Source organism: Nostoc sp. LEGE 12447, assembly GCF_015206985.1.
Taxonomy (GTDB): domain Bacteria; phylum Cyanobacteriota; class Cyanobacteriia; order Cyanobacteriales; family Nostocaceae; genus Nostoc.
The window spans coordinates 104,198-122,812 of the sequence record NZ_JADEXT010000004.1 but is presented as its reverse complement, the minus strand read 5'-3'; the positions used below and the strand labels follow the sequence as shown (position 1 = coordinate 122,812).

12 protein-coding genes are annotated in these 18,615 nt (G+C 41.1%); 6 read left to right on the top strand and 6 right to left on the bottom strand.

Annotated features, from left to right (window positions below):
* Positions 1-2: 2 nt before the first annotated feature.
* The 5 genes from IQ274_RS07240 to IQ274_RS07220 form a co-directional block, all read right to left on the bottom strand.
* The gene (locus IQ274_RS07240) at positions 3-3,017 is read right to left on the bottom strand and encodes a filamentous hemagglutinin N-terminal domain-containing protein (protein ID WP_194141832.1); all 3,015 of its coding nucleotides are present in this window, start codon (positions 3,015-3,017) and stop codon (positions 3-5) included.
* Positions 3,018-3,358: 341 nt separating this feature from the next.
* Positions 3,359-5,137 (bottom strand): ShlB/FhaC/HecB family hemolysin secretion/activation protein, encoded by a 1,779-nt coding sequence (locus IQ274_RS07235; RefSeq protein ID WP_194141831.1) that lies wholly within the window; start codon positions 5,135-5,137, stop codon positions 3,359-3,361.
* A gap of 384 nt (positions 5,138-5,521) precedes the next feature.
* Entirely contained in the window at positions 5,522-6,763 is a 1,242-nt protein-coding gene (argJ, locus tag IQ274_RS07230) for a bifunctional ornithine acetyltransferase/N-acetylglutamate synthase (RefSeq protein ID WP_194141830.1), read from the bottom strand.
* 634 nt (positions 6,764-7,397) lie between these two features.
* Complete coding sequence (gene gatB, locus IQ274_RS07225; protein WP_194141829.1) at positions 7,398-8,873, bottom strand: Asp-tRNA(Asn)/Glu-tRNA(Gln) amidotransferase subunit GatB; 1,476 nt, start codon at positions 8,871-8,873, stop codon at positions 7,398-7,400.
* 72 nt (positions 8,874-8,945) lie between these two features.
* Positions 8,946-9,092, bottom strand: a complete 147-nt coding sequence (locus tag IQ274_RS07220) for a hypothetical protein (protein ID WP_163937210.1) — start codon at positions 9,090-9,092, stop codon at positions 8,946-8,948.
* 8 nt (positions 9,093-9,100) lie between these two features.
* Here IQ274_RS07220 and IQ274_RS07215 point away from each other — a divergent pair, with 8 nt between their 5' ends.
* On the top strand, positions 9,101-9,502 hold the full coding sequence (locus tag IQ274_RS07215) for a hypothetical protein (protein ID WP_194141828.1): 402 nt from the start codon (positions 9,101-9,103) through the stop codon (positions 9,500-9,502).
* Between the two features lie 463 nt (positions 9,503-9,965).
* Positions 9,966-10,316 carry a hypothetical protein gene (locus IQ274_RS07210; RefSeq protein WP_163937207.1) on the top strand — a complete coding sequence of 117 codons (351 nt, stop codon included), beginning with the start codon at positions 9,966-9,968 and terminating at the stop codon, positions 10,314-10,316.
* 164 nt (positions 10,317-10,480) lie between these two features.
* On the opposite strand, the gene IQ274_RS07205 is transcribed toward IQ274_RS07210, so the two are convergent.
* On the bottom strand, positions 10,481-11,491 hold the full coding sequence (locus IQ274_RS07205) for a cyanophycin synthetase (RefSeq protein WP_194141827.1): 1,011 nt from the start codon (positions 11,489-11,491) through the stop codon (positions 10,481-10,483).
* Positions 11,492-11,873: 382 nt separating this feature from the next.
* Here IQ274_RS07205 and IQ274_RS07200 point away from each other — a divergent pair, with 382 nt between their 5' ends.
* The 4 genes from IQ274_RS07200 (at position 11,874) to IQ274_RS07185 (ending at position 18,219) form a co-directional block, all read left to right on the top strand.
* The gene (locus IQ274_RS07200; RefSeq protein WP_012408924.1) at positions 11,874-12,110 is read left to right on the top strand and encodes a hypothetical protein; all 237 of its coding nucleotides are present in this window, start codon (positions 11,874-11,876) and stop codon (positions 12,108-12,110) included.
* Between the two features lie 549 nt (positions 12,111-12,659).
* A complete protein-coding gene (locus tag IQ274_RS07195) occupies positions 12,660-12,821 on the top strand; it encodes a hypothetical protein (RefSeq protein WP_163933968.1) in 162 nt (53 codons plus the stop codon).
* Positions 12,822-13,066: 245 nt separating this feature from the next.
* Positions 13,067-17,254: a PAS domain S-box protein gene (locus IQ274_RS07190; RefSeq protein WP_194141826.1), complete on the top strand. Its 4,188-nt coding sequence runs from the start codon at positions 13,067-13,069 to the stop codon at positions 17,252-17,254.
* A complete protein-coding gene (locus IQ274_RS07185) occupies positions 17,251-18,219 on the top strand; it encodes a response regulator (protein ID WP_163933973.1) in 969 nt (322 codons plus the stop codon). Before IQ274_RS07190 ends, IQ274_RS07185 begins: the two co-directional genes overlap by 4 nt.
* Positions 18,220-18,615: the final 396 nt, after the last annotated feature.

The window sequence follows — 18,615 nt, the reverse complement described above, 5'->3', positions numbered from 1 at the left end:
GTTCAAGGTACTGGACAAACATCTGAATTAAGGGGACGTTGCGAACCTGTGCCTGTGGGGTCGTAGGCTGTGAGCATCACCTCACCATTTTTGTCGAATATCCATCCTTGAGTAGGCACAATTGGTTTAGAAACTGAAGATTTAGTTTTTTCCTCTGCGCCTCTGCGCCTCTGCTCCCCTGCTCCCCTGCTTTCCGCAAGTGCAGGCTCGACTAAATCAACTCGCACAGCATCACTGCTAGAAGCTTCATTGGGGCTAGGTGGTAAGCCACCACGTCCAGTGATGATAAATTTACTGCCCACACCCCGTTGACATGGATTTTGGGAAATTAGCGTAGCAGGGTCAACAACCGTTTGAGGCAAGTCCAGCAACCCTTGAGATGGGTCAACTGTAGGTTGGTTAAGAGTAATTTCACCATTAAGTGTGGGAGAAATTTGAGAGAAAGCTGTAATATCACTGCGTGGAGTCAATTTGTTGCGAATTTCTAGCCCAAAGACTTTTTGTGCATTAATCTTAATAACTCCACCTTTACCTCCCAAGGAATTGGCAGTGATATTGCTATTTTCACTAGGAATAGCTACTAGGAAGTTTGTATCTAAACTAATGTTACCACCTTGACCAAAACCACTATTAGTACCTGCTGTGGTAGAAATTTGACTGCCTCGACGTAGCAGAATCAAGTTTGCTATTTGCAGTTTAATGTTTCCACCATCTTGAGAAGCAGCTTCGGCATTAATGGCAGATTTATTTATTAAGCCAATAGTATTGGCAAATATAGAGATATCACCTGCTATTCCTTCTCCAATACTGCGACTGCTTATACTTGCACCATCTCTAACATTTAACTGCCCAGTTTTAATACTTAAGTTTCCCCCACGACCTGTACTACCAGAACCAACTTCAGCACTCAATTGACTCTGAATTTCTCCATTTGGAGATGTCCCAACTATTTCTATAGATTCATCAGCATAGATTTGCAATTTACCGGCATTGCCTTTACCAAATGTTACAACAGACACTTGTCCACCATCTCTAACACTTAAGTTCCTAGTCTCAATAGTCAAGTCTCCACCAGTGCCTTTGCCTCTAGGAGTGACACTCGCACTTAAGCGACTTTCTCCATATTCTGAGTGGATACCTACAACTTCCACTAAGTTTTTAGCTTTGACAAACAACTTTCCAGCATTACCCTCACTGCGAGTAGATACTGAAATCTGTCCCCCATCTCGGATACTTAAATGCTCAGTTTCAATAGTTAAATTTCCACTATTTCCTCTAGCTATGCGTTCGGAATTTCCAGGTATGCCAGTAGCATCAGGAGAAGGATCTGTAACTTCAGCAAATATACCTGTACTAAAGTAGTTATATTTTGGTGTCTCAAACACTTCTATATTAGAAGCAGAAATTACTAAGTTTCCAGAGTCACCATTGCCAAAAGTAGAGACTTGTATTTTGCTTCCATCACTGATACTTAAGCGATTGGTCTGAACAGTCAATTGACCTCCTGTTCCTTGACCCTGCTCCCCTATACGGGTTATGTTGACTTGAGCAAACAAGCCGCTAGGAAACTTTGGATTTTCTTCTTTAGCAGCCCTAAGACTTTCTCCACTCAACTCTACTGAATCAGAAGCACGAATTGTTAAATTGCCTGCATTTCCTATACCTGATGTAGAAGTTGATACTTGTGCCCCATCTCTAACTCTTAATCGTCTAGTTTCGATGGACAAGTCTCCCCCTTGCCCTTTAGCTCCAGGGTTAACTTGAGATGCCAGGAAACTGGGGTTTTCAAAAGCATCTGTGCCTACAACTTCTACTAAGTCCTTTGCTTGCACAGATAAATTACCAGCATCTCCTTGAACAAATGGGGAATAAGTAGAGGTTGATAGTTCTGCACCATCTTTAACACTCAAGACTTCAGTCTTAATCGTTAAATTACCAGCTTTCCCTTGTCCGTATGTAGAAGATTCAATATAAGAGTTATCAGTCAAAAAAAGAGAAGCAACTGTAATTTTGATATCACCTGCATTGCCTATAGCTACTGCTGGCACTGAATTAATTATGGAGCTATCATTTGCCAAGGTAACTGCACCTGTGGCATTTATTTCTATATCTCCTGCTTTACTGTTAATTAAACCAAGTTCTGATGCTATTCCTGCAATCAGTTTACTAGCTTCCAAAATAGTTACATCTTTGGCATTAATGGCAATACTACCACCCCCTCCAGCACTAACATTTACTTGCGCTTTGTTAGCAAGCTTCACATCTGCTTGTTCTATGTGCTGAGGAAAGGTAAAAGCTAAATTCGTGCCATCAACTTGAAGTTCTACTGTTCCAGATTCTCTCAAACCTCCTAAAACAACTTGCCCCCCTGCTGCCGTCAATCTTCCCTCATCCAAACTAATGTCTCCACCTACAAGAGACAACGTTTTCCCTGAAGCGACCTGAAGCCCCACATCATCAGCTACAGACTGATTAGTAATTCTCCCCGGATTTTCCCGAAACTGCAAACCAATGGGGATATTAACCGTCAGCATGGATGGTGTTTGTGGGTTAGTAGCACTAAACTCAAAATCGTTGTCAAATACTAGACTGTTGGCTGTACTAGCAAAAAAAGAACCGCCCATCAACAAACGAGCATTTGGCCCAAATATAATTCCGTTGGGATTCATAAAAAATAGATTGGCGTTACCATCAGCAACACCAAGCGTTCCGGATATATTAGAACGTCTATCCCCTGTAACCCGACTAAAAATATTTTCAACTCCAGCCGGATTGGAAAATAACGCTGCTCGTCCTTCATCTACATTGAATTCCCGAAAACTATGAAAAAGGTTCGCCCCTCGACGCGCACCGCCATTAATTCGGTCAGTGTTAGCATTCAAGTTGACAACTGACTTTTCAGCACCGAGACTATTATCAGGAATAATCTGCCCTTTGGCGGTGTCCATAGAAGACAAACACCCGAATGTGACTAGGGGTAAGGTGATGAGAAAAAGCGATCGCCTCAGTCCTTGCATACTCTCCAACCTCTGGAATATTAGTTAGGAAGGCGATGGTAAATTTCAACTATTTCACAGAAGGTTGATTAATGCTGAGATTGAAAGTTTAGTTATCTAATAAAAACATCCAATCAGTCAGATATTCACTACCAATGAGAATTTTTCCCCACAACTCAAATAACAAGATTGAACACTTACGCATCGTACATCTGTACAGTAAGTAATATCTATATCTCCTCCATCATTCTTTAGTCTCATCCCACTTCTGTTCCTTTTGATAGAGATTAATCTCCAAATCTTGTTTTTCCTTACCTTGATAACGTCTCTCAACAAAGTTTTTTGTGATTAAAATAACTTGATTAAAACGATTTAACATTGATAGAAAAAGACAATCCATTTTCTTGCAATGAATTGTTACTGCCATCAACACCAATCAATGGTACTCCCCAGTCAAGGCGCATATTTAGCCAGTCTGACATTTGCCACTGCAAGCCTAAACCTGTTGACAGCAAAGTATTAGAATTTAGCTCAGAGTTTGCGGAACTATTCCAACCAACGCCAAAATCAACAAACGGAGTCAGGTGTAAAACTCCTTTAATTTCTGGTACTCGTAAAATTGGTAATTGCACCTCAGCAGATAAAAAAGCACCGTTGTCAGTTAGTAGTAAATCTTGGCGATAACCCCGGACACTCCCCCAGCCTCCGATCGCAAATTGTTCTAAAGGTACAAGTTGGCGTATCGTCAATTGTAAATCTGAGCGTACTACTAGCAATGTTTCTGGAGCCAGAAGTCGAACATACTGCCCTTGTCCCCGCCAGTAGAAAAAACGACTATCTGGCGGCTGATTATTAATTGTGGAGTTAAACGCACCTATCCCTAGATTGAATTGTGAACGAAGGGCAAATACTTCTGTAGAATTGCGACTTGTCCATTCTTGAAAGAATCGCAATGCAGAAATGCGAGTTCTGCCATTATCATCAGCACCAGGGGAAATGGGAAAGTTTAATCCCAATAGAGATGTCTTACTTTCTTGCTGGGAGAAAGTCAAACCTAATGCAAATTCTTGTCTGGGTGTTTGCAATAAAGGCTGACGTAGAGTTATTTCTAAAGATTGCGAATCACCTAAAATATCCAGGCGGTCAAAAGGTGGTTCAATTACCTGAGTGGTGGTTGCGCCATATCCTATTTGCAGCGTACCATTTCGGGGATTAATGGGAATGGTGTAACTAATATCGTAGGAATTACTACCATCACTATTGCTGTAAGTTGCCCTCAGTTTATCCCCCAAGCCGAGTAGATTACCTTCACTCAATCGCAATCCCCGGCGAATGCTACCCACACTTGGTGAGCGACTATTATCAACAAAAAATTCTTCCTCTAAAGAATCAGCCTCCTTGACAGTCACTTTCAGGAGGCTTAACTCTGGACTTGTCCCTGCAGATAGTTCGGCAGAAATATTTTTAATCAGAGGGTCGAGTTGTAATAATTGTATGGCTTGCAACAAGCGATCGCGATTTAAAGGTCTGCGGGCTGCGATCGCTAACCGACTTTTGATATACCCTGGATTTAACCGACTTGTGCCTGTTACCTGAATCTCTTCTAAGCCACCTTCCACAATTTGAATTTGGACAATACCTTGGTCTTTCGGAAACCTTTGATCGGCTGGAATGACTGCACCAGAATTGATATAACCAGCATCTATATACAATTTGCTAATAATTGCCTCTACTTGTAGGAGTTCTGTAAAGGTAATGGGCTTACCGATAAATGGCTGAGTTATTTTCGCCAATTCTTCATTACTGAAGGCAGTATTGCCGAGAAATTCAAACCCTTTAATGACAATCGTCTGGGGTATTTCTGGTAGTTTTGGCGGTGTAGGTAGACTGGGGGTTGGTGTTTGCAGTAAATCTTCGTCAGCAGGTGGCGGGATTGGCTTTGTCGGCTGTTTGGGGATTGTCGGCCTAACTGGGGAGGGAATTTGAGTTAGTACAGCGTTGGGTTCTTCTTCTACTTTCCAATTCACAGTAGAACTAGCAACAGACTTAGTAGCAGTGCTAGCGATCGCTATGGCAACTGTACCAAGTAACCATATATTTTGCCAAAATCTCCGAAATTTTTGCCTAATCTGATTTTTCATCGCATAGGAAAGCTAACGACACTAAGCTAGGCTCTTTGACTGAATCTCAGTCAGGCAAACTGGGTTAGGCGCATCAAAAATCTATCGTCTAGACCTATTATTTCCGTAAATTCTGACAGCTATTTCATCTATCTATTAGTGGATGAAAATTTATTAAAAAAACTTGTTGAGTTTAAAATAGGGGATTGGTTTATAGATTTGACTGCAACCCCCTAACTATCTAATTGTTATTAAGTGGCATCGTCAGATTAAAAACAAGAGAAATAGTAGCTATGTTGCAATTTAAATGCTGATTAGCTTACCACTTCAATTAATGATTGCAAAACATCCTTGACTCAAGACGCGATGAATCGCGTTTCTACAACGCAAACAATTGGGAGTAGTTTACGTAGTGTATTCGGCGTTAATCTTCACGTAGTCATAACTCAAATCACAACCCCAGGCTTTACCTACACCATAACCATTGCCAACATTAACGGAGATTAACACCGTATCCTGTTGCAGATAAGCACCTACCGATGCTTTTTTCAAATAAGCACTTGCTGCTGCACGGTCAAATTGTAGAGGTTGTCCATTTTCTAACATTAAGAAATTTCCTAGCTTAATTTGCAGATTTTCTTGCTCAAATGGCACACCTGCACGTCCGGCGGCGGCGGCGATGCGTCCCCAATTTGGATCGCGTCCAAAGATTGCAGATTTAACTAAGGATGAACCAGCGATGGTTTTGGCAATTTGACGGGCTGAGAGTTCATCATGAGCGCCAGTCACTTCCACTTCAATTAGACAGGTTGCACCTTCACCATCACGAGCGATCGCTTTGGCTAAATGCTGGCAAACTGCTGTTAACATCGCCTCTAATTTCTCTGCCTCTGCGCCCCATTCTATAATTGCTGGGGTACGAGATTGACCATTTGCTAAGGCGATTAAGCTGTCGTTGGTACTAGTATCACCATCCACGGTAATGGAATTAAAGCTTCTATCTGCCGCCCTTGCTAACATTTGTTGCCACAGGGCTGGGGAAACCACAGCATCACAAGTAACAAATGCCAACATGGTTGCCATGTTGGGGTGAATCATGCCAGAACCTTTGGCAATACCACCAATTCGTACTGGGCGATCGCCTACAATTGTCTCTAAAGCAATAGATTTTGTTACCAAGTCTGTAGTGATAATCGCCCCAGCTGCGGCATCTGAACCTGTTGCTGATAGTGCTGCTACTACCTTGGGAATCCCGCTTCGCAAAGCATCCATCTTAATTCTTTGACCGATCACGCCAGTGGAAGCCAATAAGACAGATTCAGACGAGATGTTTAGTGCGTGAGCTATTGCCAGAGAAGACTCTAGGGTATCAAGGTAGCCTTGATTACCTGTAGCGGCATTTGCTTGTCCAGCGTTGCAAAGGATGGCACGAGCGCTAGGTTTGGCTTGCAAGCGTTGGCGACAATATTCTACACAGGCAGCTTTAACTTGACTGGTGGTGAATACACCAGCTGCGATCGCTTCCACCTCTGAGAATATCAAAGCTAAATCTGGCAACCCCGAAGGTTTCAACCCTGCGGTTATTCCCGCCGCCTGATACCCCCTTGGTGCTGTGACACCACCTGTAATTTTTTGCCAATCTGCCATTATTCTTCCTTACAACTATCAGGTTGGATAGGTCAATTTGTGCTTTAAAAAAGTGCGAAGAGACGCGATTACTCCCGTCTGTACAAGAGTTATGAGTTTTCCCCCAGTTCCCTTGCTCCCCAATTCCTAATGACTATTATGAGTTTATTTGCTGATGGCAATAATAATGCACCAGTTGGCGATTAGCATAATTGTTTTACCTTTCTTATGACGAAAGACAAATATGAAAAAAGAGAGCAACTTGAGTCGCTCTCCAGATCATTACGGAGCATCTTTTACTCACAGTATATATTTGATTATCTAATAGTTAATACTTACTTATTAAGATTTTTTCTAAAATTTTAATGAAGCTGCTCCGTAAATACCACAGACTAGATAAAAAAGAGAGCTACTTAGGCAGCTCTCCAGATCATCAGGGTGCATCTACTTACCACACTATATCATTTTAGGTATGCGGGTAGTCACCAGTTTTTATATGAAGATTTCATGAAGAAACACCGAGAAAATACTTACTTTAGGTATGGGACATTGGGCATTGAAAAGAGGCAGAGGGGCAGGGAGCAGAGGGGAAAACTCTTCTCCCTTACTCCCTGCTCCCTACTCCCTCACCCTTGAAACCTGCTTTGACAGACTACTAAGCATTCAGTTTCTTTTCTACCAATTCGTTAGTCAGCTTGGGATCGGCACGTTTGGCTGTTTTTTTGAGAACTTGTCCAACAAAGAAGCCTTTGAGGTTGGTGTTACCGTTGCGATACTTTTCTAGTTCTTTGGGATTGGCGGCTATGACTTCATCAACGATAGGTTCTAGTACACTAGGATCAGTGATTAACTCTTGACCTGCAAAAGCTTTTTCAGGAGAAATCCCACTGAGCAAATCTGGCAACTTTTCTTTAGCTTGAGCATTGCTAATTTTGCCCGTTTCAATACGAGTAATGATCTCAGCTAAATTGGTAGGAGTCAGCCCGATTTGAGTAATACTCAGTTTTTGCTTATTAAGGTAGGCGGCGATATCTTGAGTAATCCAGTTTGCAGCAGCTTTGGGATTTGCTCCAGATGCGATCGCAGTTTCAAAATATTCCGCTACTGGACGATCTTCTGTCAATACTCGCGCATCATAAGCCGAAAGCCCCAACTCACTTTCATAATGATGGCGTTTTTGGGCTGGTAATTCTGGTAATTCGCTGCGCCACTTCTCTAATTCTGAATCCGTCACCTCAATTGGTGCTAAATCTGGTTCAGGGAAGTAGCGATAATCGCTAGAACCTTCCTTCACCCGCATACTACTTGTACGTTGAGCGCCTTCTTCCCATAGCCGAGTCTCTTGAATAATGCGATCGCCTGCTTCGATGGCGGCGATTTGGCGCTCAATTTCGTAGTCAATCGCTCGTTGGATGGCGCTGAAGGAGTTCATGTTTTTAATTTCTACTTTGGTGCCAAATTCCTTTCGTCCCACTGGACGCACAGAGATGTTGACATCGCAACGCAGAGATCCTTCTTGCATATTGCCATCACTCACGCCGAGATAGCGCACAATCCGGCGTAACTCTTCGGCATATTCAGCAGCTTCTAATCCTGAACGCAAATCAGGTTCCGAGACAATTTCGACTAATGGTATACCTGCGCGATTGTAATCTACCAGGGAATAGGAAGAACCGGAAAGGCGATCGCTACCTGCGTGTACCAATTTTCCTGCATCTTCTTCCATGTGCAGACGTGTAATACCAATGCGTTTACGGGTGGGATTCCCTTCAGCATCTACCAACTCAATTTCTAACCAACCATGTTCTGCGATCGGTAGATCATATTGAGAAATTTGGTAATTTTTGGGTAAGTCAGGATAAAAATACTGTTTCCGGTCAAACTTACTATATCTCGCAATTTGACAATTCAGTGCCAAACCAGTTTTGACGGCATATTCTAATACTTTTTCATTGAGTACAGGTAAGACCCCAGGTAAACCCATACAAACCGGGTCAATGTTAGTATTTGGGTCAGCGCCAAATGCCGTAGAGCTATTAGAGAAAATTTTGGTTTTGGTACTCAACTGACAATGGGTTTCTAGACCAATAATCGCTTCATACTCAGTTTTTACAGTTGTAGCAGTCGTCATAATATCACTAATTTCGGCATAATCCTTGTAGTGGTACTATTGTAGCGGCGTATTGAGCTGCACTGAAGACGGTTATTTCGGTGAGTAATGCTTACCCTGATGAGCTTGAAAAGCAAGTTGTAAACCTAAGATGAAGAAAATCTTGATTATTGGTTCGGGGGGTGCTGGTAAATCTACCCTAGCCCGCGAACTGGGAACCATCTTAGGCTTAGAAGTCATTCACTTAGATGCTTGGTACTGGAATCCTGGCTGGGTTGAGACTCCAAAAGCTAAATGGCAAAGTATTATCCAAAATTGCAAAATTTAAAAAGCTTGTAACAACTCCGAATATTTTAACAGAAGTTAATAGCCTTGCGAATCGACTTGGTGAACCTGAACGTTCTCAATGTTTTACAATACTTGCTCAATTTTCTAAAAATGTTGCTCTTTTAGATGAATGCTACGTAAAAAGTTTAGATGCTGTTAATAATGATAAATTTGTCAAATTCGGACTGACTGACAGTGGAATCCTGACTTTATCTAAAGGGAAGTATCTTGTAATAACTGATGATCTCAAATTAGCAAATTATCTTCAGGGTGTAGAAAATGACGTGATTAAATTTAACAATATTCGTAGCTTTAATTGGTAGTAAAACACAAAATTTAACCACATATTTATCCCCCCAAACTATAGTAATTCACTCAATGGGGGAAATATGCATACGACTGGCTCCCCTTAAAAAGGCTAGCTCTAATTTCCTCTTTTTTAACAAGGGTTAGGAAGGATAAAGCCTTTACAAGGAGCAAGGGAATTAATTAAATAATTATTAAAAATAATATGCACCCCTTAATTAATACCTGAAACTATTTAATAATAAATCAAACTATTAAATAAAATTAGCACTCAAGGCTTGTTAGTGCTAAGTTTCAACTGAACTTTAATATCTATGATTTAGCACTCAAGGCTAGCTAGTGCTAATTTTTTATTGAACTTTAACACCTATGATATAAACCAAAAGTATACTTTTTATAGATGCTAAAGTTAGGTTATAAGTATTATAATAGAGAAAAAGTAAAGCTTCCTGCAAGTAATTTATAACTCGGAGTACTAGCATGAAATACACTTTTGATATTGTAGGAGTATCTCCACTTTTGCAGTTTTTTAATCACCAACAGCAAAATGAGCAAAAACCACCCCACCAAGGTGTGGAATATTTGGGGATGTATACGTGTACACTAGATACCTTTCTAGAATCGGTAGAATCCGTTCCAGCGAAGTGGGATTGGAATCTAGATCAAGTGGTAGATACCGTGATTCAGTTTTGGCTGAACAACTCAGACAGTATTAGTTATTGGAAAGTACGCTTAAGTAATGCTGGTAAAGATAATTTACTAGTCGCAAGATTAGCGGATATAACCGCCTTACAAGCTGAATTTGAATCCCTTCTAGATAAGAAGTGGTGAATAGATAGCTAGATATAGGACTCATATTTTATTTTTGAAAAAGCTCAGTACAACTCAAAAATCCTTCTTTCCTCTTGCCTGTCAACGCAAGTAAGTATGGCTGCGCTAACAAAAATCAAAGCGGATTCTTATAGGAGTAGAGATTGCTGCGCCTCCAAGCAAAATTAATGATTTTCTCTGTTATTTTCGTTTTCAATTATTTTGAGAATTTTGAGATATAGATTTTCTACTCTTTTGGTCTGAACTTCACCAAATGATGCATAGTGACTTAAGCTAGGAGCGCCATTTACTTCAAGGATTGTATAATCTACTATTGGTGAGGTTATATCACTAGCAAGAATGTCCACACCTGCTAATCTCAGTTGCATATCTTTTGTAATACTTACTGCGAGTTTTTGAAAATCAGGATGAATGCTTTCTGTAAAGTCTACTGCCTCGCCTCCAGTCGATAAATTTGCATTATCTAAAAGATATACAATATTATTTTTAGGTATCACACTACTAAAATTTAGCTTCCGTCTTCGCAAGTTTTTTTTAATTCTGTAATCTTCAAAATCTATAATTTCTTTTCTACCATTTTTGATAAAATTTTCTTGCTTCTGTTGCATAAGTTCTAAAACATTAGACTGACCATCCCCGGTTATAAATAGGGGAATTCTTTGATATGCCGAAACTACTTCATCATCAAGTACTACAATTCTATAATCATTGCCACTATAAAATCGTTCAACAATAAAGCCTGAGACTTTTTGCAAGATTTTATTGGCTATTTGATAGTATTCTTGCTTATTATAAACCTTGGTAACAAATATTCCTTGACTGAGATTAATTGGCTTGACAATTACAGGAAATCCCAACTCCTTAGCATAATAGAATCCTTCATCTATATTTCTGATATTAGCTATTTCTTCGCATAATTCTTCACTAAAAAATGTTTTTCCTTCGGTAACTTTGTAGCCAAAATTATTCAAAAAAAAGCTGGAAACACTTTTATCTTTTGCTATTGCTGTTGAACCCGAAGAATTAATACTAAATCTGGTATTCCTAAAAAAAGTTTTATTCCCATTTTTAAAGGTAATCAGTCCCACAAAGGTGCATTCTGGATCTACTAAAACTACTGCTCCTATTTCCTTTGCTACTTTTTGAATGATTGATGTTACAAATGGTGTTTCCATTATGATAACTATAATTTTATCGGGGGAACTTAATATTAATTCTCAAATGAGCTTTTGATAGTCTCTTTTAAGACATTAGCGTTAAGTTTACCACTGATACTGGTTTTCCTTCTGCGTATGCAAACAAATCATGAAAACTCAATATTTGGCAAACCTTCTGCTTGAAGATTTTTTGGTGCTGAAAACAGTTGCAAATTAAGGCTTTGAGATTCATAGCTACCTGAAAATTACAACTTAGTTGGTCTAAAATTTAGCGCTAAGTGTTGACAACTTATTAATAATCGAATAACAAGGTGGCAGCAGCATAAAAAAAAGCGTTAGTGCATTCCTACTTAGAAACTAATTAACGCCCTTCATTAAACTTCATACGGATAACATCATTATGCCAGAAAATACGGTTAACCAAGCTTCTAAATCAGACAATCAGCCTATTGCTTATAAAGAACGCCTCAATTCTTGGGCGATCGCTCGTCAGCTTCCTAATACGCAACGGGAAATTGTTGCTCGCTTCCGCAGTCGTTCTGATGCCGATGGCTATATGCGACACCTCCCCCAGGAAATACCAAATGCTTCATATATGGTTGTTTTTGATTGCCAACGCGAAGCATCTGTGATTTAAAATACAAATTTCGGCAATAGACCTATTTTGAAAATAGGGAACAGAGAAAGAAATTTTCGTTCTAGATTGTGTTCGCGTAGGGGGTGCTTTGTCCTTACTCTGTTCATTAGTATCTTTTTACATTCTTGTGGTGAAAAGGGAAGGGTTAAGGGGAAAATCCAATCCCTTTAACCCTTGCTCTTAATCTCTCTTTTTGCCCGCAAAAAAATTAAAAATGTGTAGGTGTAGCTCGTCGAAAGCGAACAGCGCTCACTACAAACTAATTTCAATACAGCAGTTTTCCTTTGCATGAAGTACAAAGCTACTGGTTTAGCGGCAGGGGACAGGAGGTAGGAGGTAGAAACTCTTTATATATGATGCGTGAATTCTCCATTGTGTACCTCACTTACTTGCAATCCGCTGTATTTATTACATTAATTTCCTTTGATTATTCTCGCCTACTTACTTAATTAGAAGCAGAAGTTATTAAATTTTTTTACCATTATATTAAACCTCATCTATGTTGAAATCTAGGTTTTTTAAAAGATATATTTATGTAGGTTGGGTGGAGTGAAACGCAACCCAACATTACCACCAAATTTGATGTTGGGTTACGCGATCGCTGCAACCAACCTACAAAACTACGGTTCTCAAGGTAGACGAGGTTTATATACAAATATATTACTAGGAATTACGTACTGTACAAAAGAGCCATGTTGTGAAACAACGTAAATAGGTCGTTTCAGATTTCTATTAATCATTGATGGTAAATAGACCTACGTCGTAGGGACAATTCATGAATTGCCCCTATGACGGATCTGGTTTTCAAATCATTTATACTTGGTCTTTCCTGTCAATGCGTAACTCCTAATTCCTTAAAAAAATCCGTAATTGCCCCCTTGCTATTGATATTTTAAATTACTTAAAAGTAAAGGTTAGTGTAATAAGCCCTGAAAGAAAGTGCTGAGGGTTAATAAGTGGTCAAACAGTGCCGATATCACTGGTTAAAAGCTGTGATATTTTTCCACAAAGAAAAATTACTAGCTTTATTGCTGGGGATCTTCTTCTCAATCTCTGTAGTTTTACTCTGCCAGCAACTTTCAATTCAGACTCCAAGGTTATTAACACAAGTAGTATTGATTACAGGGTTATTGGTTGTCACGCTGACATTACCAATCTGTTTTGTCCTGGCGATAAAAGCAATAAATCAGGATTTAACTCACAAGATTTTTGAACAGAAACAAATAGAACTTGCCCTTCGTTGCAGCGAGAAGCGTCTGCACCAGTTACTGGAAACTGTCAAAGTCATCCCTTGGGAATTAGACTTGAAAACTGGTCGATTTACCTACGTTGGGCCGCAAGCAGTAGACTTGCTAAATTATGCGATCGCAGAATGGTACGAGAAAAATTTTTGGTACAATCATCTGCATCCAGACGATCGGGAAAAATCCGTTCGTTTTCGTCAAGAAGCAACTGCTAGGTGCGAGAATCACGAATTAGAATACCGGATGCTAGCAGCCGATGGGCGAGTTGTTTGGCTGCGAGACGTTGTTAGGGTAGTTGAAGAAGCAGAAACTCCTACTACGCTGAAAGGGTTTATGTTTGACATTAGTGATTTAAAGCAGATTGAAGAAACCTTGAGGCTGAAGGAGAGGGCACTTGCTGCTACTAATAATGGAATTATCATTGCCGATGCTAGACTTCCCTGTAATCCTGTAATTTACGTCAACTGCGCCTTTGAACAAATAACAGGCTACAACACTACTGATGTGATTGGGCAAAACTGTAGATTTTTGCAACGCGCAGATATAGAGCAATCAGCACTCAATGAACTGCGCTCATGTATTCAAGCTAGAACAAGTTGTAAAGTTATTCTCCGTAACTATAGCAAAGATGGTATCTTATTCTGGAATGAATTGGGTATTTCTCCTATTGATGACGAAAATGGGAAGTTAAGCCACTTTATTGGAATTCAGACAGATATTAGCCACCGCAAGCAAGCTGAAACTAGCCTGCATCAGCAAGCTCTCACTTTTGAAAACATGAATGATGGCGTAATTATCACAAATTTAACCGGAAATATTATTGACTGGAATCCTGCTGCCCAAAGCATGTTTGGTTATACTAAAGCTGAGATTTTGGCTAAACATATCAGTATTTTGCATCAACCGGAAGTAGCCGCAACATTAAGCACCAAAATTCTCGAAACAGTCAACCAGCAAGGACGCTGGTCAGGGGAAATACACTTTCTTGGTAAAGATGGCAGTGAGAGAATTTGCGAAACAACTGTAGTCCCTTTACAGGATGAACAGGGAGAAACTGTTGCCACTGTTGGCATAAATCAAGATATTACCGAAAACAAACGAGCTAAAGAAGCATTGCAACGCCAATTGCATCGCACCCTACTACTTGAACAAATTACTCAAGAAATTCGTCAAAGTCTTGATACCAGCAAAATCTTTGAGACAGCTGCTACCCAAATTGGACAAGCGTTTAAAGTTGATCGCTGTCTGATCCATTCTTATGTTAGCGACCCCATTCAGAAAATTCCTTTAGTAGCACAGTATAATACACTTTCCAGTCCCTGCTCAGTGTTGGGATTGGAAGTTCCTATGACTAATAATCCCCATGCAGAGAAGATGATGGCACAAGAAACTGCGATCGCCTCTCCTAATGTATATGCCGATCCTTTACTTAAGGCGGCTGAACCTATCTGCCGAAAAATTAAACTGAAGTCTATGCTGTCAATCCGCACCTCCTATCAAGGAGAACCCAATGGTGCGATCGGATTACATCAGTGCAGCTATTTTCGCCAGTGGACACCAGACGAAATCGAATTACTAGAAGCAGTCGCGGCTCAACTGGGTATTGCTCTAGCACAGGCTCACTTACTGGAACAAGAAACCCGCCGACGGGAAGAACTTACCTTGAAAAACTTTGCTTTGGAGCAGGCAAAACGTCAGGCTGAAGCCGCAAATCGGGCAAAAAGTGAGTTTTTGGCAATGATGAGCCACGAAATTCGGACTCCAATGAATGCTGTTATTGGCATGACCGATCTCCTGCTGGATACTGACCTCACCCCTCAACAGCAAGACTTTGTAGAAACAGTTCGCAGTAGCGGAGATGCTTTGCTCACCATCATCAACGACATTCTAGATTTCTCAAAAATTGAGTCGGGAAAGCTGGAATTAGAAGAACAGCCTTTTGATTTGAGAGCTTGTGTAGAACAGGCTATTTCTCTATTAGCCCCGAAAGCTGCCCAAAAAGATATCGAACTAGTTTACCTAATCCAACCGCAAGTTCCGACTCAGATCGTTGGCGATATGACACGTCTGCGGCAAGTCTTAATGAATCTCCTCAACAACGCCATTAAGTTTACCGAACATGGAGAAGTGTTACTCTCTGTTGAACTGGGGGCCGGGGATTCAGGGAAGCAGGGGGAAAATTCCTCCCCTCTGCACCCTTCCCCCGTTCGGCTACGCCCTTCTCTACGAGAGGCTGTGCCAACGACTACGCTCAGGACAAGCTCACGGCAAGCCCGCTCCTCTGCCTCTTCCGAGTCCCCAATCCAAATTCAATTTGCCATCAAAGATACAGGTATTGGCATCACACCAGAGAAAATAGAGCGGTTATTTCATCCCTTCACTCAGGCTGATGTCTCCATGACTCGAAGATATGGCGGCACAGGGCTAGGACTAGTGATTAGCAAGCGGCTTAGTAAGATGATGGGGGGCACTCTTTGGGTGGAAAGCCAAGGGATTGTTGGTGGCAATCCTAGCCCTAGATGGAAAAGTAGAGAATTATTATCATCTCCTTACTCTTCCCAAGGTTCAACATTCTACTTCACGATTACTGCCCAAGTGTCTGCTGTACCAGAAGCTGAATTTAGTAATTCGCCGATGCAGCTCCAGGGAAAGCGCCTGTTGATTGTGGACGATAATCTGACTAACTGTCAAATTATCAGCTTGCAAGCAGAGTCTTGGAAAATGGAAACTTATGCCGCCAAATCTGCGAAAGAAGCGTTAGCTCAACTTGCTCAGGGAACACAGTTTGATATTGCCATTTTAGATATGGAAATGCCAGCAATGGATGGCATAACCCTAGCTCGTCAAATCCGCAGGCAATCTGGTTGTCAACATCTACCTTTAGTGATTCTTACTTCTTTAGGTAGAGGAGAAACATTCTCTGACTTTGGTGATCTCGATGCTGCCTTTTTGAGCAAACCCATCAAACAGTCTCAACTCTACGATGTTATGACCCGTGTTTTAGGAAATCAGCCAAGCCAAGCGAGTATTTCTGATTTTCCCTTGGTTGATCGGCATTTGGCCCATCCACTGCCATTACGGATTCTTTTGGCAGAAGATACGGTTGTCAATCAGAAAGTTGCCTTACTGATGCTACAGAAAATAGGTTATTCAGCTGATGTCGTAACTAATGGGGTAGAAGTACTCAAGGCTTTGCAAAAACAGCCTTATGACCTAGTGTTGATGGATGTCCACATGCCCGAAATGGATGGGTTAGAAACAGCTCGGAGAATCTGTCAAGAATGGGAAGTTGGTTTTCGTCCGCATATCATTGCGATAACTGCCAATGCGATGCGAGGCGATCGCGAAATTTGTCTTGCTGCTGGTATTAATGACTACATTAGCAAACCGATTCAGCTTCAAAAATTAGCTCAGGCACTCAGCAAATGCCCACGCCAAAGAAGTCTTGAAGTCACTTCCATAGTCAAACAAGATCGAGCGATGTACTTAGAATTGCAACCTTGGCAAAATATTCTCCAAGAAGGGCAAAACCAGACATCAAAAAGTGCCAAAATTGATGCCAAAATTCTCCAATCCTTACGGGATATAGTCAGAGGCGATCGTGTTGTATTTGCTGAACTAATTAAGTGTTATCTTACAGAGACACCGAGACTGGTACAAGATATTAGTACTGCGATCGCAAATCGGGATGCCCAGACTATATGGAAGGCAGCCCATCAACTTAAGTCTAGCAGTGCCTCAATTGGAGCGATCGCTTTAGCACAGCTTTGCAAGGTTTTAGAAGCACAGGGACGGAGCAGTGAATTAGAAAACACCGTAGAATTACTCCCGCAGTTATACCAGGAATATGAACAAGTTAAAACTGCGTTAGAAAAAGAACTTGCGAAGGAAACACCATGACAGCTACTGCTCAAGAAAGCCAATCTTTAGTTCTAATTGTTGATGATGAGCCTTTTATCCGGATGATACTTCGGCATTTCTTGGAGCGGGAAGGCTATAAAATAGCGGAAGCTCAAAATGGCAGAGAGGCTTTAACTGCTTTTAAGGAACTGCGCCCTGACATAATACTTCTTGATGCCATCATGCCGGATATGGATGGGTTCGAGTGTTGCACTAACTTAGAACTTCTTGATTACAGCAAGCATACTCCAGTTTTAATGATTACAGGACTTGAGGATCAAGAGTCAGTTGACCGGGCATTTGCAGTGGGAGCTATGGACTATGTTACCAAACCGATTCACTGGCCAGTTTTGCGACAACGGGTAAAACGCTTGATTCAGCAATCTCAGTTACAACAAAAACTGGAAACCGTTAATTTGGAATTGCAGCGATTAGCTACTATTGATGGATTAACTCAAATAGCTAACCGCCGACGCTTTGAAGAGTATTTTAACCAAGAGTGGCAGCGTCTAAAACGGGATCAACGGCCTCTTTCCTTGATTCTTTGCGACGTTGATTTCTTCAAATTATATAACGATACTTATGGGCATCGAGTAGGTGATCGCTGTCTTCAAGAAATTGCTAAGGCCATCAAAAATATTATTAAACGTCCCGGAGATTTAGTTGCCCGTTATGGTGGGGAAGAATTTGCTGTGATTTTACCTAACACAGACACCGAAGGGACAACTCATGTTGCCAAGAAAATTTGCCATACTGTCCGAACATTAGCAATACCTCATGAAAATTCCCAAGTTAGTCCTCATGTAACCATTAGTGTCGGGTTTACGACAGAAATTCCTCAGTCAGATTCTGACTTGGAAGAAATGATTGCCGCAGCAGATCGGGCATTGTATCAAGCAAAGGCAGCAGGGCGCGATCGCTTTGTGCAAAATATTCTACTACCCAAAAATAAAAATTTCCGCTAGTGCGCCAAACTGTCACACATTAAGACTTGCTGCAAAAGCCTTGTAGTAGTCTGCCAACCCAAAAATGCTGCGTGATGGCTGGGGAAAGGGGAAGGTGGGGCCCCCACGAAGTGGGGATAAGGGGCAGGGGTAAGGGGTAAGGGATTTGAAACCTTTTCCCCTTCCCCTTTACCCTTTACCCCGCCAAGTTCACTTGGCGAACTAGTAGGTTAGGTTGCGCGGGATTTGTAAAGTAGTGCAATCGCGGCTTGATTCATTAGAAAAGCGATCGCGGTTCCGTATGAGCGATCGCTAGATTAATCCCTAACCACAGGGATTGATGATGACAATTATATTTGTTGCAGTACTTTAAAGATTGCAGTGCTAGCCCCCTCATCCCGACGCTCTTAAAAAATA

Bases quoted from the DNA above. Each gene is read 5' to 3' on its own strand.
- IQ274_RS07220 (WP_163937210.1), bottom strand. From the start codon at position 9,092: ATGACTTCTAAGCCTAAGATGGTTCCCAGTTCGCGGGCTAGGGTAGAT.
- gatB (WP_194141829.1), bottom strand. From the start codon at position 8,873: ATGACGACTGCTACAACTGTAAAAACTGAGTATGAAGCGATTATTGGT.
- IQ274_RS07200 (WP_012408924.1), top strand. From the start codon at position 11,874: ATGCCAGAAAATACGGTTAACCAAGCTTCTAAATCAGACAATCAGCCT.
- IQ274_RS07210 (WP_163937207.1), top strand. From the start codon at position 9,966: ATGAAATACACTTTTGATATTGTAGGAGTATCTCCACTTTTGCAGTTT.
- IQ274_RS07235 (WP_194141831.1), bottom strand. From the start codon at position 5,137: ATGAAAAATCAGATTAGGCAAAAATTTCGGAGATTTTGGCAAAATATA.
- IQ274_RS07240 (WP_194141832.1), bottom strand. From the start codon at position 3,017: ATGCAAGGACTGAGGCGATCGCTTTTTCTCATCACCTTACCCCTAGTC.
- IQ274_RS07205 (WP_194141827.1), bottom strand. From the start codon at position 11,491: ATGGAAACACCATTTGTAACATCAATCATTCAAAAAGTAGCAAAGGAA.
- IQ274_RS07215 (WP_194141828.1), top strand. From the start codon at position 9,101: ATGCTTGGTACTGGAATCCTGGCTGGGTTGAGACTCCAAAAGCTAAAT.
- argJ (WP_194141830.1), bottom strand. From the start codon at position 6,763: ATGGCAGATTGGCAAAAAATTACAGGTGGTGTCACAGCACCAAGGGGG.
- IQ274_RS07185 (WP_163933973.1), top strand. From the start codon at position 17,251: ATGACAGCTACTGCTCAAGAAAGCCAATCTTTAGTTCTAATTGTTGAT.